The following is a 16,119-nucleotide window of genomic DNA, read 5'->3' on the forward strand; positions in this document are numbered from 1 at the left end:
GGCAATTCGTCTCAGTGAATCCGCAGGGGATGGCCGATCGATGCGTGTAGGCGGCAATTGGCAAGGATGTCAGGCCATTGTTGACTCACTCCCTCCCCTTGTCATTCACCGAAGACCAACCGTGACCAGAAACCCATCCAATTTTCTGCGTGTCCACCGCGGCGACCATGCATCGGATTCTGCGAAGCTCTCCTCCAAGCGGAAGCAGTTCGCGCATGGCAAACGCGCTTTGGTCACTGCGGGTGACGCTCATCGTTTGGCGGCACAAGCCAACGAACTGGCAGACCAGTTGCAGGCTCAGCAATCGGTCATTCGTCAACAACAAATCGAGTTGGCGGTTCGTGCGACGTTGGCGGCTGGCCCCAGTCAACGTCCCGATCCCTCCGACGCGATTGACCGTTTGATGGCGGACGCCACGTTGGCAACCGGAACCACCGCGGCGGCGGTTTACCTGTTGGACGATGAGACCGAGTACCTCGCGACACGGTTTGTGTTCGGGTTGTCACCGTCGGAACGCTTGGGGACTCAACGTCCTCTGCGTGGTGCTCGGGGGGATTTGGAAGCAATGGTGCATGGTTTGATCGCCATCGAAGACACGAATCTCGGACCGGTTGATTCTTGGCGGACACCGGAGCCCTTCCCCGCCGGGATTTGTGTTTGTCTGGGTGATTCGGACATGCCAATTGGCACGATGTGGTTGTTTGCCGAAGCTGCAATGGCATTCACCGACGTGCACACCGCCGCGGCTCGTTTGGCCGCATCCAACTTGCAGCAAACCTTGCAGCGTTTGGCAGAACAAGACGCCGCACCGGACTCCTCCATCCGGTTGATTCTGCCAAGCGACGTGACGCACGATCGTTCTCGCGATGTCTCGCCCCCCTCCCACGAGACTCATGACGACGCAGAACGAACTCGAGCGGAACATCCCACCCGCGAGGTTTCTGCTTCCGTCGATGCAGACGCACGTGGTGCCATCCCTCCCGGCACCGCGGCATCTGCAACGGATGACATCGGTTCCCCTCCCGCCGATGAATCCGGCTCCGCAGCCATGCCTCACGCGGAGCTTTCCCAACCCGTGGATCTGATGAAAGCCCCTTCGGATGATTCGCTGGACGGTATCGACGATGAGAAGATGTTGGATGCGGCCCTGGAGTCCGCCATTGAAGAAGAGCTCGCCAAGAGCGAGGAACTGATTGCGGAATTGCAACGCGACTATGAAGCGAACCCGCAGGAGTATGTGATCGGGTTTGACACCTCCAACACCGATGTCGCTGATTGGGGACAATCGGATTCCGAAGATGCACCAGCGATGAACGATCTGGGACGTGAAGAAGACGCGGAACAGTGGCCGTTGCTGTCCAGCTACGACGAAGAAACCATGCGTTTGGCGGCCAAGCTGGATTTGCAAGATGCCCAGTTCCTGTCAGGGAACTACGACCCATCCGAAGTCGACCAGTTTGACGCCGATGCGATGGAGTTCCACCATGGCTGGGACGAGGGTGACACAGACGGTCTGGATTTGGTCGCGGAAGACGCCTATCCGTTTGCCGATGACGACGAAGATGATCTCGATTGGACGCCCAATGTTCGAGTGAAGTCAGAATCCGAAACCATCGACGCGATCAATGACATCGTGGCGTTGATCGACGACTTCGACGCGGATTTTCCATCGCGTGCACCGGAGCGGGACAACGATCAAGATTCGATCTTGACCAACCGACGACGCGAGGCCGAAGAGACTCAGGCTGAAAACGAGTCTTTGGCGAATCAGGTGTCCATTTGGCAGCACCAAACGTTGCCGATGGGAGCCCAGATTTGTCCGTCGTGGTACATCGATGGAATGATCGAATCGCCGTTGGATGTGGCTCAAAGTTGGCATCACTGGGACATCCTCCCCGACGGCCAAATCGCGCTCGCCATTTGCCAACCCAATGGGGGTGCGACCCCGAAGATCGACTTGGGGAACGTGATGGACGTGACCGTCGTGCGATCGGCGTTGCAATCGCACATGGGATATCGACATCAACCGTCCGACGCGGTCCGTCGAGCCTACGACACGCTGTTTCAGATTCGCGACCAGTCCTTCGCGGGGATCGAGCACGGCAATGTTTCTTTGCTGTACGCTCACATCGATCCCGAAACGGGCGAGACGCGGATGGCGTCGACCGGGGACTGGTCGACGCTGGCGATCTCAAAATTCGGCTACCGGCCTGTCGGTTGGCTGGACCGAGAATCCGATGCGAACCATCGCGATCTTGGTAACAGCGACCTGGCAGCATCCGGCATGGGAAACATCGACATCATCAACAGCCACCTGTACTTGCAACAGGGTGAAGTCTTCCTGGTTACCGGTCGACGCTGGATGGGATTGCAGCCGATTCAAGGAACGCCGGGTTACCCACAGCACCAAATTGGAACCGCGATCACGAAAGCGATGCGAGAAGGCAAGGTGCGACCGCTGGCGGCACTGCGTGAATGGATGATGCAAACCACGCTGGACGGCGAACGAACCGCGATGGCTCTGCACCGATTTGGTTCCTGAATGCCGCAGATGCAGCGGCAACGTTCTCGCGGCGATCGTTTTTGCCGCTAGATTTCGATGACGTCGGCGACGGGCAGGACAAAGATCTTACCGTCGCCGATTTGGCCTTCCGTGCCGGTGCGGGACGCGTCGCGAATGATTTCGATGACGGGTTCCAGATCGTCGTCGTCGATCACCATTTCAAAGGTGACTTTCCGCAGCAGATCGATTTTGTATTCGTTGCCGCGAAACAGAGCGGTTTGCCCACGCTGGCGACCGTATCCGAGCGCGTCGCCGACCATCGTTTCGCTGAATCCAGCTTCGTCCAAAGCGGATTGCACATTCGACAATTTGGTCGGTTGAATGATGGCTTGGATCAAAATCATAGCGTCACCGTTTGTTGGTTCTTCATCGAGGTTTCGATCGCTTCGAGCAATCGTTGCGTTTCGATTGCTTGCCGATGATAGTCGCTCCACGGCGTTTTGGCGGACTGCCAAAGCGAGGCGTCTTCTTGGGTTGAATCAATCCAACCCAGCAATCGCTCGATCATTCGATGTTCTTGGTGGCATTCACAACTGAACGGGTGCACTTTGCCTGATGCTTCGTGAACCCATCCGCGAGCCGGTTTGTCGGGCCACGGTCGCGTGAAATCATCGCAAACGATCGAGGCTTCTTCTCCGGCGATTTCAAACCACTTGCGAGTCGCGGTGTCGAACGCACACGACATCGTCGCCGAAACATCGTTCGGGAAATCCATCATCGCGGTCACGCGATAGGGCACGCCGCCTCGCATCACGCATTGGGCCTGAACGGTTTGGGGCAATCCATTGTTTGCAAAACGCAGCATGCCCGCCGCGTACCAACCGAGATCCAGCAAGCAACCGCCGCCTAGCGAGGCGTCTTGGCGGTGATCGCCGGATTGAAACGGATTGAAGAATGAAACCGCGGAGCTGACGTGACGCAACGCCCCCAATCGAAACGCGTTTTCGCCTTGCGGTGCGGTCGCGTCGGCCAACCAGGTGCGGAACATGTCCGTTCGGTCATGGTGCAACCATGCGGTCGCGTCGAGCCAATGCACATTGGCTTGTTGGCATGTGTCAGCCATGCGTTGTGTTGCTGCGGAATCCGTCGCCAGTGGCTTTTCGCACAGAACATGTTTACCGGCTTGTGCCGCCGCCATCATCCATTCTTCATGGAGCGATGGAGGCAACGCCACATAAACCGCGTCGACATCGTCGCGTTTGATCAGCTCGGAATAGCCTTCGACCCCGTTGGCGATGCCGTACGAATCGGCGTACCAGCGGGCTCGCTCGGAAGTCCTGCTGGCAATCGCGGAAACGTTCGCACCGGGGGTGGATTGCAGGTCCGCGACCAGCCGGCGAGTGATCCGTCCGGTGCCGAGAATACCGAAGCGAATAGGCGGGGAGGCGTGCTCGGAGGGTGCAGTTTCTGGTGTCAAAGATTCGGCCGCTGAAAGAGTGATCGATCCGTGAAGGGGACGCGGTGAGCTGACGATCGAATGCGAAAGCCTAGCGGATTGAACGCATAATCGGCACCACCGGTCCAGACCAAACTGAACGTCGATCCGATGGCGAGGAATTTGATTTTTCGGCTTGTCAACAAAGGCTCCTTTGATCCTGCGTGCTAGCTTTCCTACGGACGGAATTCTTTCTTCATGCAGAACCGATGGATCGATGACAACGCAAACGATCACGAACGATCAATCCTCCGGCAATGGCCTTCACGCCATTGCGGAGCGTTCGCATCGCTTGCTCCTGATGACCGTTGGCTTGATCGCTCTGCTCACCACCGGTTGCTCGAATCTGCGATTGCCGGCGATCGATAGCTCGGGCAGTTGCTTGTTCGCACCCTTGCCGACGACCACCAGCTTGGTTTTTCCCGGTTGCTTGGAAGATGGCAGTTGCTCATGCCTTGGCTGCGTTCGCAAACTGGGGACCTGCCTGAAGTCGCCTTGCTTGGGAATCCCCAATCCGGCCTTCCCTGAACCCGAGGATCCACCGCAGTGCGTGGATCCCAACGCATCGATCGGCAGTGGCGTCGCCAACACCGGACCCTGCGTGCCGGGCCCAGGATGCTCGGGTGATTGTTTGACCGGTCCTCCGGCGGTTCTGTACGGCACGGAGATCAATGCAACGAAAGCATGTCAGTTGCCGTCTCGTGGTGACCGAGGCTGCATCCTGCTTACGCCTCAGAAAATCGTTGCTCCCGTCGGTGGCGAAGTCATGCTGCTGTCGGGGATCTGCGGAACCGACGGGTACTTGCTGACCGGTGAGCCGTTGGAATGGATGATGACCCAAGACAGCGTGGGACATATCATCGAAGTTGGCGACGACGATCCCGGGTTCGTGCATCGATTGGCGAAGATTCCAGAAGCCAAGAAGGAGACACCCGGGTTTGCCCGCGGGGTGACCAGCACAAAAGAAATGGTGGTCACGCGAGGCAATAGCAATGCGGCCGATGACATCAAGCTTGAGAAAGGCCAGACCTACATCACGGTCAGCAGCCCCAGCGAAGGAACCAGCCACGTCACCGTGTTGGCACCGGACAGCGATTGTTGGGACCAACGCAAAGCCACCGCGACGATCTACTGGGTCGATGCCCGTTGGCAGTTCCCCGGTCCACAACGAGTGGAAGCCGGAACGATTGTGGATTTGGTCACGCGAGTGACGCGAGCCGAAGGAAGCTTGCCGGCTCGCGGATGGAAAGTTCGCTACGAGATCATGAATCCTGAGCTGGCGACCTTTGCCGGGACAGGTGGATCCTCCGTCGTCGAAGTCAACGTGGACGATTCGGGTGACGCTCGTGCGACGCTCGAGCCCATCGCGGGAACCAGCGGCAATGCCGTGATCGACGTGCGTGCCATCCGTCCGGGGGGAACGTCCGACAACATGCCCGATTTGACGTTGGGACGTGGGCAATCCTATGTGACCTGGAGCAGCCCTCAACTGGAGATTCGTGCGGGTGGGCCTGAGGTGGCTTCGTACCAGATTCCATTCGACATTGCCGCCAATCTTCGCAATCCCGGCGACCAAGACGCAACGGGCGTGAAAGTCGAACTTGGTTTTCCCGCAGGGGTTCGCATCGTTTCGACGGATGCGTTCGCCAAGGTCTACACCAATTCCATTGTCTGGGACATTGGCACCATGCCGGCGCGACAGCAGCTTGATTTGGCGGTGAACTTGACCTCGCCTTCGGCGTTGAATTTGACGTTCCGTGCCACTGGTGACAATGGTTTGTTGGCGGAAGACAATGTTCGCGTGGATATCTTTCGGCCGGCACTCGCGCTGCGTTTGTCGCCCGCCGAAGATCGTGTGACAGCGGGTGAGCCCGTTCGTTTCAATATCGAAGTCGAGAACACGGGCGATCGACCGTTGAACGAAGTCGAGCTTGAAGCGACCGGCGACAATGGCATGATTCACACGGAAACCAACGAGCGTGGTGTCGGCAACCAGAAGACCGATGGGCCGCTGAATCCGGGCGAGATCTGGTCGACGAACGTCACGTTTGTGCCCACGGACTCGGGGCAACGCTGCATCGATGTGGTGGCTTTGGCCGCTGGAGGCCAACGTGCCCAGGCTCAGGCTTGCGTGATCGCGATCAACCCGGCTCCACCAACGCCGGCCATCACCGCGAACTTGCAGGTTCGTGATCGGATGGCAGTTGGCGATTTATTGCTGGCGACCGGACGTGTGACGAACTCGGGCGAAGTGCCTTTGACGAATGTGCGTGCTAGCATGGCTTATGACGTGCAGCTCATCCCTCGGCGAGCCACCACGGACTATCCGTACGTGATCGATACGCCCTATGTGATCGCATGGAATATTCCCGAGCTTGCACCTGGGCAAACCGTGATTTTGGAAACGGAATTTGAAGCCCAGACGGAAGCGGCGGCCAGCCAAATTGTTTTCTCGGCGGAAAGCAACGAAGGGGCACGCAACAGCATGTCGGATCGCATTCAGATTTTCCCCGGAGCACCGCAAAACGCACCGCTGACACCGGGGCCCGTTTTGCCGCCCGCCACGGGTGCACCAAGCATTCCGGGCGGACCGGGAACGCCACCCCCCAACCCCAACGCGGGACGTAGCACACCAATCCCGGGAACCAACGCACCGACGCGTGCTGGGGTGTTGCGATTACAAGTGCTGCAACGGGAGATCTCCCCGCGCGTTGGTGATTTGATCCCGTACGCAATCGCGATCACCAACGACACGGATTTATTGGACTCGCAGGTGCAGATCCATTTTGACCTGCCGCCGGGAGTGATCGTCGAGCGTTTGGTGCAGACAAAGAGTCCTGAATTGCAAGGTTTGAGTCGCAGTGGCAACACAATCTATTTCACCGAGATCAAAACCATGAAGCCCGGTGAAACGATCGACTACGAATTGGTTTTGCGAAGCAACCAAGCTCAGGATTTCGATTTGGTTCTCGAGGCCGAATCACGCAACGTTCCCAATGGAATCGCCGTCCGAGAACCCACCACGGTGTCGCCGTAACGACAATTGTTCGCCGTCGCACAAACGCGACGTTGTTGAGTGGAATGCTGGTAGATGCAACGCGTTCGAGAGACCTCACAGCCGTAGTGCGTTAGCACCGGTTTTCACCCTGCGACCACGTCGGCGTGTCGGCCAGCCGATTGGTAGGCCGTGCCGAGCGAAGCGAGCTACGGCGTGAGCGGTGTTGCTCGGGAGCGTTTTATCGTTCGGTTGCGTCGACTAGGTTTTGAATGAGCGGGCCAACCGCGGCTAACGCCGATCGGCTACGGGGTTGGTTGGTGTGTCAGTATTGCTCGACCGAGTGCACCAAGTAGCCGATGTGCGTTAGCACCGGTTATCACCCTGCGACCACGTCGACGTGTCGGCCAGCCGATTGGTAGGCCGTACCGAGCGAAGCGAGTTGCGGGGTGGGAACCGGTTGTTCTTGAGCGTATTGTCGTTCGGTTGTGTCGTGAAGGTTTTGAATGAGCGGGCCAACCGCGGCTAACGCCGATCGGCTACGGGGTTGGTTGGTGTGTCAGTATTACTCGACCGAGTGCACCAAGTAGCCGCAGTGCGTTAGCACCGGTTGCCGCACGGCATAAACGGAAATGTGACAAGCAACGTGTGGGCGTTTGTAGGCCGTACCGAGCGAAGCGAGCTACGGCGTGGAGCTGGGATGCTCGGGAGCGTTTTGTCGTTTGGTTGTGTCGACTAGGCTTTGAATGAACCGGCCAACCGCGGCTAACGCCGATCGGCTACGGGGTTGGTTGGTGTGTCAGTATTACTCGACCGAGTGCACCAAGTAGCCGCAGTGCGTTAGCACCGGTTGTTGCACCCCCTGTTGGTTTGCGACACGAGCGAGATTGCGACTGGCCAGTAGGCCGTACCGGGCGAAGCGAGCTACGGCGTGAGCGGTGTTGCTCGGGAGCGTTTTGTCGTTCGGTTGTGTCGTAAAGGTTTTGAATGAACCGGCCAACCGCGGCTAACGCCGATCGGCTACGGGGTTGGTTGGCGTGTCAATGTTGCTCGGTCGAGTGCACGAAGTAGCCGATGTGCGTTAGCACCGGTTGTCACGCGGCACAAACGTGTATGTGAAGAGCAAAGTGTTTCGATCTGTTTCCAACCGCCAACCGCCAACCGCCAACTTCCAACTTCCAACTTCCAACTTCCAACTTCCAACTTCCAACTTCCAACTTCCAACTTCCCTACGCCCCATCACCGAGGTCGAGGTGGTTGCCGTAGCGGCGGAGGACTTGCGATTTCAATAATTCGAGCCCTTCGGATTCCATTTCTGGATCCCGGTCGATCCAATCCTGCGCCATCTCGCGAGCGACCTGCAGGATTTCTATGTCGCGATGCAGATCCGCGATTCGGAGTTTGGCTCCACCGCTTTGGCGTTGCCCGAGCACATCGCCCGGCCCGCGCAGTCGGTAATCGGCTTCGGCGAGCTCAAACCCATCGAGCGTCTGTTCAAACACCTTCAGACGTTCGTCCTCTTCCGGTGGTCCGTCCCCATCGACGAACACGCACACGTGTCCCGCGTGCTTGCCGCGACTGACTCGACCGCGAAGCTGGTGGAGTTGAGCCAGACCGAACCGGTTGCCGCCCAAGATCGCCATCACGGTGGCGTTGGGAACATCAATGCCCACTTCAATCACAGTGGTGCTGACCAACACATCCAATTCACCTTCGGCGAAAAGCTCCATCACGCGTTGTTTCTCGTCGGAAGCCATTCGCCCGTGCAACAAACCAACTCGCAGGTCTTTCAGCGGTCCGCTGCGAAGTTTTTCGTAGGTGGCATGCACGGACGTGATGTCTTCCGCGGGCGGCTCGGTTGCGTCAACCAGTTCCGACAACTCCTCGTCGGCGGCTTCCACCTCCGGCCCGACTCTTGGTGCAACCACAAACGCTTGGCGGCCTTCCGCGACGCGCTGGCGAACGAAGGTCCACCAACGATCACGCCAACTGTCCCCTGCAAGATAAGTATGCACGGCACCGCGTCCCGCCGGCTTTTCACGCAGGGTGCTCAGGTCAACATCGCCAAATTGCGTCATCGCGACACTGCGGGGGATCGGTGTGGCGGACATCACCAAGTAATGTGGGTCGATGCCTCCGTCGCGAAGTGTCACTCGTTGTTTGACGCCAAACTTATGTTGTTCATCGATCACGCACAGTCCCAGTTGATGGAACTGCACCCCGTACACCAAAGCCTGCGTGCCGATGATCAAGTCAAGTTCACCCGACTTGATTTTGGCAATCGTGTCGCGTCGTTCGGCGGCGGTCAGCGAGCCGCATAGCAATCCAATTCGCACGCGGCTGTCGGCGAGCATTTTGGTGAGCGTCGCGTGGTGCTGACGAGCCAAGACTTCCGTCGGTGCCATCAACGTGGCTTGGTAACCACCAGCCACCGCGACTAGCATCGCGAAAATGGCGACGACGGTTTTGCCACTTCCAACATCGCCCTGCAGAAGCCGGTTCATGGGGTATTGCCGAGCCATGTCGGCGGCGATCACATCCATCACCCGTCTCTGATCACCCGTCAGATCAAATGGGAATCGACGCAGGATACGATTGCGAACGGTGGCGGAGCATTCCAACGAAGGAGCCCGCAATTCGCTGGTCAGCGATCGGCGTCGCATGGCCAAAGCCAATTGCATCACCAAGAGCTCTTGGAATACCAAACGAGTTTGTGCCGCACGCAGGTCCGCTTCGCTTTCCGGCAAATGAATGCCTCTCAGCGATTCGCCGATTTCGGGCAATGCATCCGGCAACTCCATGCCGGTTCGTTTCAAACGCTCGGCGGCGTCGCGGCGCAACCGCTCGGGGAGGACCTCGGGCAATTGACCGGCGAGTTCCTCTATCAAAGGCCGAGCCAAACGCCGCAAGTCCGACTGTTTGATGCCTTCGGTCAGCGGGTAGTTGGCCAGGATCAAACCGCCGTCGTCTTGCTCCTGCAGTTCGTCTTCCTGGATGATCTCGTAATTGGGATGAGTGAACTCCCAACGCAGGCCCGCGAGCTTGGGCGAACCGCTGATGCGAACTCGCGTGTCGAACGTCAACTGTTCGGCTCGGAATGGCTGATTAAAAAAGACGATGCGAACCGCGCCCGATTCGTTTTCGACGATCGCGGCAAACAGCGATTTGCCTGGCGTGCGAGAGATCAGCTCGGCGTCGGTGATGGTGCCGATGAAGGTCGCCGGTTCACCTTCTTGCAGATCCGCCACGCGAGTCGGAGGCGGGGGAAACATGTGATTCCGTGGAAACAGAAACAGGAAATCACGAGCGATCCGCAAACCCAGCTTGCGAAGTCTCGCCGCTCGAGCCGGCCCGATGCCGGGCAAGTATTGAATCGGCGTGGTCAGCGTGAGCGTTGACTCGGAGTTACCCGGGCCCGAGCTATCCGACCCTGCGCCGCCCGACTCGTTGGTTCGCGATTCAGTGGTTCGCGGGTCGCTCACGAAGACGAATTACCGGGGCGTGTAATGAAACTGTTTGCTCTTGGAGAAGAACGCGACGGGGTTGTCATGGACAACTTTGCGAATCAACGCTTCGTCCATGCCACGGCGACGCATGGTGACGATCAAGTCTGGCACGGCCGTTGGTTTGCTAACACCCCAGTCGCCGGCTGAATTAGCCAGCAATCGTTCACCCGCGTAACGTTCGATCATATCGGCGGCACGATCAGGCGTGCACTTGGTCACGGGGTACAGCGTCATGCCGGCCCAGAAACCTCGGTCCAGCACTTCGCCCACGGTGTGTTCTTCCACGTGATCCACCAACACGCGATCAGGATTGATTCGCGAATCGTCGCAGAGCATGTCCAAGATCATCCGCGTGCCTTGGTATTTGTCTTCCAGGTGCGGTGTGTGAATCAGGATGGGTTGGTCGTACTTGATCGCCAATTCCAAGTGCTCGAGAAACACCGTGGCTTCGTTCTTGGTGTTCTTGTTGAGCCCGATTTCTCCGATCCCCAGCACACCGGGGCGATCCAAGAATTCAGGGATCATCGCAATGACTTCTCGCGACAAGGAAACGTTCTCGGCTTCCTTGGCGTTGATGCAAAGCCAGCAGTAATGTTGGATGCCGAACTGCGCGGCACGTTTGGGTTCGACTGTTGTCAGTTGTTCAAAGTAATCGCGAAAACCGTCGGCACTGCCGCGATCAAAGCCGGCCCAAAAAGCGGGTTCGCTGATTGCAACGCAGCCCATCCGTGCGAGGGCTTCGTAGTCATCGGTGACGCGGCTGACCATGTGAATGTGCGGGTCGATGAAGTCCATGATGCGAGTCGTTGGTTGGTGGGCGGTCGAGGTGGGATGAGCCGACGCCGCGAAAAATCAGCGTTGCGTCGGTCTCGTGCGTCATCGAGGGCGATGGCGTTATGGCTTGCTGGTGCCGTTACTGGCCGACGCCAAGATTGGTTTTCCAGTCGGGGTCGTATTCGCGAGAGAACCAGTGTTGGACTTTGGCGGCGCGATCGGAATCTTTCGAGAGCAACATCTCGATCGCGTGTGTCAATTGATCCCGTCTCGGCGAAGGGTCTTGGCCGCCGGGGGCTCGATCCAGACGGTCCAAAACAGCCGCGAGTTCGAGAACTTTGGCTCTCACTTCCAAGTACGAAGCGTCCAAAATTTCGTCGGCGGTCCGTTGGCTCATGGGGCAATCATCAATGCGAGGAAACGTTGGAAAATCAACGATCGTGTTGGAGGGGCTCACCATTCAGTGTACCCGACAACTCATGGACTGGCTTTGGCTGAAGACGCCTTTTTCCGACACGCGTTGCTGCAATAGCGAACAGAATCCCAATCGCGAGCCCACTTTTTTCGCCACGCGAATTCCCGACGACAGACCGGGCAGGTCTTGGTTGGCAGGTTGCGTTTCGCATCGCGGTGTGCGGACATGGCGTCAGGAAATGTCGTGACGATTCGCGGATTCAAATACTGACACGGAATGATCAGCGTGTGGTTAGCATTCGATGACGTCGCATCCGACCCAAGGTCGCAGAATTTGCGGCACGTTGATCGAACCGTCGGCTCGTTGATGGTTTTCCAAAATCGCGATCATCGCACGACCGGTGGCAATGGCGGTTCCGTTCAGCGTGTGAACGAACTCGGTGCCCTTTTGACCGGTGGTCTTCGAACGCACGTTCAATCGACGGGCTTGGTAATCGGTGCAGTTGCTGGTGCTGGTCACCTCACCCCAATCGCCGGCGTCTCCTCGGCCGGGCATCCAGGCTTCCAAGTCGTACTTGCGATACGCCGGTCCACCCAGGTCTCCCGTGGCGGTGTCGATGACTCGATAAGGAACTTCCAACGCGTCGAAAATCTCACACTCCAGGCCACGCATCTCTTCGTGCATCGATTCGCTTTGGTCAGGCAACGTGAACGCGAACATTTCGACTTTGGTGAATTGGTGAACCCGGTACAAACCTTTGCTGGCTCGCCCCGCCGCGCCGGCTTCGGTTCGGAAGCAGTGACTCAAGCCACAGTATCGCAGCGGCAATTCTTCGCTGGCGAGAACTTGACCGCTGAGCATGCCACCCAAAGTGATCTCGGCGGTGGCAACCAAGTTCAACTCGGTGTTTTCGATGCTGTAGATCTGGGTTTCAGGGCCACGCGGGTTGAAGCCCGTGCCCTGCAAGACGCTGGTGAGTGCCAAGTCCGGCGTGGAGACTGGTGTGAAGCCTTTGGAAGCCAGGTGCGAAATCGCGAATTGTTGCAGGGCCAAATCTAAACGCACGGCGGCGTTTCGCAGGAAGTAAAAGCCTGAACCGGCAACGCGGGCCCCGCCTTCGAAGTCGAACAGGTCGTGTTTTTCGCCGAGCTGAAGGTGGTCCAGCGGTTCAAAGTCGAACTTGGCGACGGGTGTCTTCCCGCGACCAATTTCGTTGGCGTCATGTTCGCCACCTTCGGGCACATCGGGGTGCGTCAGGTTGGGAAGGACCGTTTGCAATTCGACGATTTCCGCGTCCAGACGATCTTGTTCCGCACCGGCGGCGTCTTTTTGTTCGCGGAGCCTGCGGCCTTTGGCGATCAATTCCTGACGTTCGTCGTTGTCCTTGGCGGACTTGATTTGCTTGCTGACCTCGTTGGCTTGCCGGTTCAGTTCTTCGGCTCGCTTCAACGCGTCCATCCGTTCGCCTTCCAAGCGGCAGATGGCGTCGACGTCGACGGTGACGCCTCGCTTGGCGGAGTTTTCAGCAACAAGCGAAGCGTTTTGCAGGATGAATTTGCGGTCGAGCATCGTGGTCGGGGGATTCGGGGAAAAACGGAAGATGGGACTCAGCCGAACAACTTAACGAAACTCCCCCGATCGTCGCAGCCCAGGAGGGAGCGGTGAGGGCTGAGGGCTGAGTGAATAGGGCTGAGTGATGAGAAGGAAGGACGAAGTGGCTTCGGGATGATGGCTTTTGATCTCCGCACTTGTCTCTGGGGTCTCAACGCTGGTCTCTCAGTCCTATTTCCTCAGCCCTCGGCACTGACCCCTCTGCACTCCGTCCTCAGCCCTCGCCGCTCCCTCCTTCGGGGCGGGCGGTGACGACGTAGATCTTTTCGGTGGGGGCGATAACCAGGGCGTAAGTGTTGCGGCCGTTGTGAATTCGAACGGGGATCCGATTGGCGGTTGCGATCGGTTGGCCGTTGTAGTTGACGGGGGCGAACTCGACCAAGTGATCACCGGCGGGCAGCTCGGCTCGCAGCACCTGGATTTCTCGCGGCAGGAGTCCCCAGCAACGGGTGTCGGCCGATTCGGCGGCGGTCCAAGCCGTGGAGGAAGCGAACTGGAACAGCGTTCCCATCGGACCGTCCAATCCCAATTGCTGCCGGGCGGTCGACACGGCGAGTTCCTTACCGCCCTGACGAATCACACTGCGGGCGATTGTCCACGGCATTTCGGCATCGGCCTGTTTCTGCACCATCTCGGCGACGTTCGTCAGGGGCTGAGTCGCACCATGGAGTTCGTACAGCGGCAGGGTGTCGGGACCGGTGGGGATGTAGCTGGCCACCGTCACCGCGGCGACTTGGCTGGGCGGAATGACCACGCTGGGGACCTTCACCGAGGTGATCTTCGGCAGCGTGTCCACGTCGTCTTCTTCGTTGCTTTCGTTCAGCATCAATGCGCTCGCGACCGTCATCGCGGCGGTGGTCGTGGGAGCCTCGACGGCTTGCAAAATCGGGCCGCGTCCGACCAGAGCGAACACATACACGGCACCGTGCCCCGGTTGGCTGTGCACGCCTTCGGTGGCTCGTTTCAGATCGTCCGCGGCGGGCAGGAAACTGGGCTGAATTGCACTGACCAATTGATAGTTGCGTCGCGCGTCGTCCAGGTCTCGCATGGTTTCTTCGCGCAAGACGCCGCGAAGATACGGTGCCAAAGCCAGTTCTTGATGAACATTGGCGGTCAACGTGTCCGAGATCGCTTCGCCAAAAACTTGAGTGCGACGTTCGTCGTGTTCCCGTTGCAGTTTGGCTTGCAAAATGGCGGCTTGGTTGATGTAGCTTTCCGCGTCCTGACCATCACGCACCAACGAACACATCGCCAGCATCGTGCGAATCATGACTTGCTCGTACCCAGCGGGTTGGAACCGTCGCGCCGTGTCATCGGTGACCATCGCAGCGGCTTCGTGCAGCGGAGCGAGCTTGCTGGCGTGTTCGAATTCGTCACGCAGTGATCGCAGCCTTTGCTCCGCAGCGGTCGCGTTGCCCGTCGCCAAATCCACCATCGCCAAGTCCAGCTTGGCCGGCGTCGCGAAACGTCCGCGGCCGTTGGCGACTTCGGATAAAACTTCGTGAGCCATGGCCGCATCGCCTGCGGCAAAGGCGTTGCGTGCGGTGTCAATTTGCGCGAGCTTGGTGGCGCAGCCCGTTGTGACCAACGCCAGCAGCGTCAACCAACCAGCGAGCTGGCTCGTCCAACCAACGCCATCGCGAGAGCGGATCATCCGTCGGCTTGGTCGAACATTCCGAAGTTCCACCATTTGCCCGCTCGCGTGTTGTGGTAACCCTTTCGAATCTTCGACGACTCTTTGATGTAGTCGCCCGATTGCAGGTTCACCATTTCCAACGTCAGCAGATAATCTCGCTGCGTGGATTTATTGCGATCGGTGGTTCCCGTCGTGATCGTTGCGTACAGCAAGTAATCCACGGGCGTGCCTTGGCGGCCAAGCGCGGCGGCAAACGCGGATCGGTTTTGAGGCAAGAACAATGAATCCGGACGCAATCGGGTTTCGATCAACGCCGCGTCCACCATTCGGCGGCTGATGCTTCGGAAGGAACTGCCCGAATTGATTTGCGAATCGATGCGTTCGTAGAGTTGATCCTTGAAGTCCACCAATTCCTCGGCGCTTTTGTTCTCGATCCCGATGAAACAAACTTTCGCGGGACCTTGGACCAAGGGGCCGGAGGTGACTTGGGATCCGATGATCGCTTCGCCCGTGCTGGGGTCGACCATGGTTTCCGGCGAGGCTTGGCTGTGGCTGGCCATCTGAGCCGGGGTGCCATTGGCGGCAAATTGATTCGGGAAGACAACCGATTCGTTTGGCGGCGGGCAGCGGCTCAAAATTTTCGCGACGGCTTCGTCAACCAGCGGGTTCCAGGTTGCCGCCCCAGCTTCGTGACTGCCGACCATGTCTTTGTCGTCGCTGGCCAGCAAATGGCCGTAGCGATGCGAGGCACATCCGGAGGTTCCGATGGCCGTCAATCCGACGCCGACACCAAAGCGGGCCAAAGACCGCACCAGCATTTCGCGGCGGGAGCATTCAACCGGTGACGGTTGGGTTTCGTCCGGTGAAACCGGCGACGAATTTGATGCCGAAAGTTGCGACAATTTTGTTTGCAAGTTGCCATCCATGGCGGTGGGTCACCCAGTCGATTGGTGGGCCGAAACAACGTCATTGGCCGGAAAACCTGATTCAGAGCGGTTCTGATCAGCGAATTTCCGCGAACAATTCCGGGTTGTCGGCTTGTGAATGCTGTGCCAGTTAGCAAAATGATCGGCCCCACGTCGACCCGATCCTCGATGGAATCCCTGAAACCCCCATGGTTCGCCAAACCCGACCGGGTTCGCCAAACTAACGAAGGCTTCGAAAATAGCCTATCTTCTCAGTGG

11 protein-coding genes are annotated in these 16,119 nt (G+C 58.4%); 2 read left to right on the top strand and 9 right to left on the bottom strand.

Going from position 1 to position 16,119, the window contains the following annotated elements:
• Nucleotides 1-121: 121 nt before the first annotated feature.
• Complete coding sequence (locus LOC70_RS05850; protein ID WP_230252479.1) at nucleotides 122-2,542, top strand: hypothetical protein; 2,421 nt, start codon at nucleotides 122-124, stop codon at nucleotides 2,540-2,542.
• Between the two features lie 47 nt (nucleotides 2,543-2,589).
• Here LOC70_RS05850 and LOC70_RS05855 read toward each other — a convergent pair whose 3' ends face one another.
• Both LOC70_RS05855 and LOC70_RS05860 read right to left on the bottom strand, forming a co-directional pair.
• Nucleotides 2,590-2,907: a P-II family nitrogen regulator gene (locus LOC70_RS05855; protein WP_230252480.1), complete on the bottom strand. Its 318-nt coding sequence runs from the start codon at nucleotides 2,905-2,907 to the stop codon at nucleotides 2,590-2,592.
• Complete coding sequence (locus LOC70_RS05860; protein WP_230252482.1) at nucleotides 2,904-3,980, bottom strand: Gfo/Idh/MocA family oxidoreductase; 1,077 nt, start codon at nucleotides 3,978-3,980, stop codon at nucleotides 2,904-2,906. The genes LOC70_RS05855 and LOC70_RS05860 overlap by 4 nt, the downstream gene beginning before the upstream one ends.
• 235 nt (nucleotides 3,981-4,215) lie before the next feature.
• On the opposite strand from LOC70_RS05860, the gene LOC70_RS05865 reads away from it, so the two are divergent.
• Nucleotides 4,216-7,035: a hypothetical protein gene (locus LOC70_RS05865; RefSeq protein ID WP_230252483.1), complete on the top strand. Its 2,820-nt coding sequence runs from the start codon at nucleotides 4,216-4,218 to the stop codon at nucleotides 7,033-7,035.
• A gap of 1,187 nt (nucleotides 7,036-8,222) precedes the next feature.
• Here LOC70_RS05865 and recG read toward each other — a convergent pair.
• From recG to LOC70_RS05895, 7 genes are all read right to left on the bottom strand, one after another.
• The gene (gene recG / locus LOC70_RS05870) at nucleotides 8,223-10,475 is read right to left on the bottom strand and encodes an ATP-dependent DNA helicase RecG (RefSeq protein WP_230252484.1); all 2,253 of its coding nucleotides are present in this window, start codon (nucleotides 10,473-10,475) and stop codon (nucleotides 8,223-8,225) included.
• A gap of 9 nt (nucleotides 10,476-10,484) precedes the next feature.
• Nucleotides 10,485-11,294: a TatD family hydrolase gene (locus LOC70_RS05875; RefSeq protein WP_230252485.1), complete on the bottom strand. Its 810-nt coding sequence runs from the start codon at nucleotides 11,292-11,294 to the stop codon at nucleotides 10,485-10,487.
• Nucleotides 11,295-11,412: 118 nt separating this feature from the next.
• Nucleotides 11,413-11,670 carry a hypothetical protein gene (locus LOC70_RS05880; RefSeq protein ID WP_230252486.1) on the bottom strand — a complete coding sequence of 86 codons (258 nt, stop codon included), beginning with the start codon at nucleotides 11,668-11,670 and terminating at the stop codon, nucleotides 11,413-11,415.
• An 80-nt stretch (nucleotides 11,671-11,750) separates the two neighbouring features.
• Entirely contained in the window at nucleotides 11,751-11,915 is a 165-nt protein-coding gene (locus tag LOC70_RS24595; RefSeq protein WP_230274005.1) for a DUF2256 domain-containing protein, read from the bottom strand.
• 64 nt (nucleotides 11,916-11,979) lie between these two features.
• Entirely contained in the window at nucleotides 11,980-13,257 is a 1,278-nt protein-coding gene (gene serS, locus LOC70_RS05885) for a serine--tRNA ligase (protein WP_230252487.1), read from the bottom strand.
• 256 nt (nucleotides 13,258-13,513) lie between these two features.
• Nucleotides 13,514-14,953, bottom strand: a complete 1,440-nt coding sequence (locus tag LOC70_RS05890; protein WP_230252488.1) for a hypothetical protein — start codon at nucleotides 14,951-14,953, stop codon at nucleotides 13,514-13,516.
• Nucleotides 14,950-15,861, bottom strand: a complete 912-nt coding sequence (locus LOC70_RS05895) for a penicillin-binding protein activator LpoB (protein WP_315857205.1) — start codon at nucleotides 15,859-15,861, stop codon at nucleotides 14,950-14,952. The genes LOC70_RS05890 and LOC70_RS05895 overlap by 4 nt, the downstream gene beginning before the upstream one ends.
• Between the last annotated feature and the right edge of the window lie 258 nt (nucleotides 15,862-16,119).

The organism is Rhodopirellula halodulae, assembly GCF_020966775.1.
Taxonomy (GTDB): domain Bacteria; phylum Planctomycetota; class Planctomycetia; order Pirellulales; family Pirellulaceae; genus Rhodopirellula; species Rhodopirellula halodulae.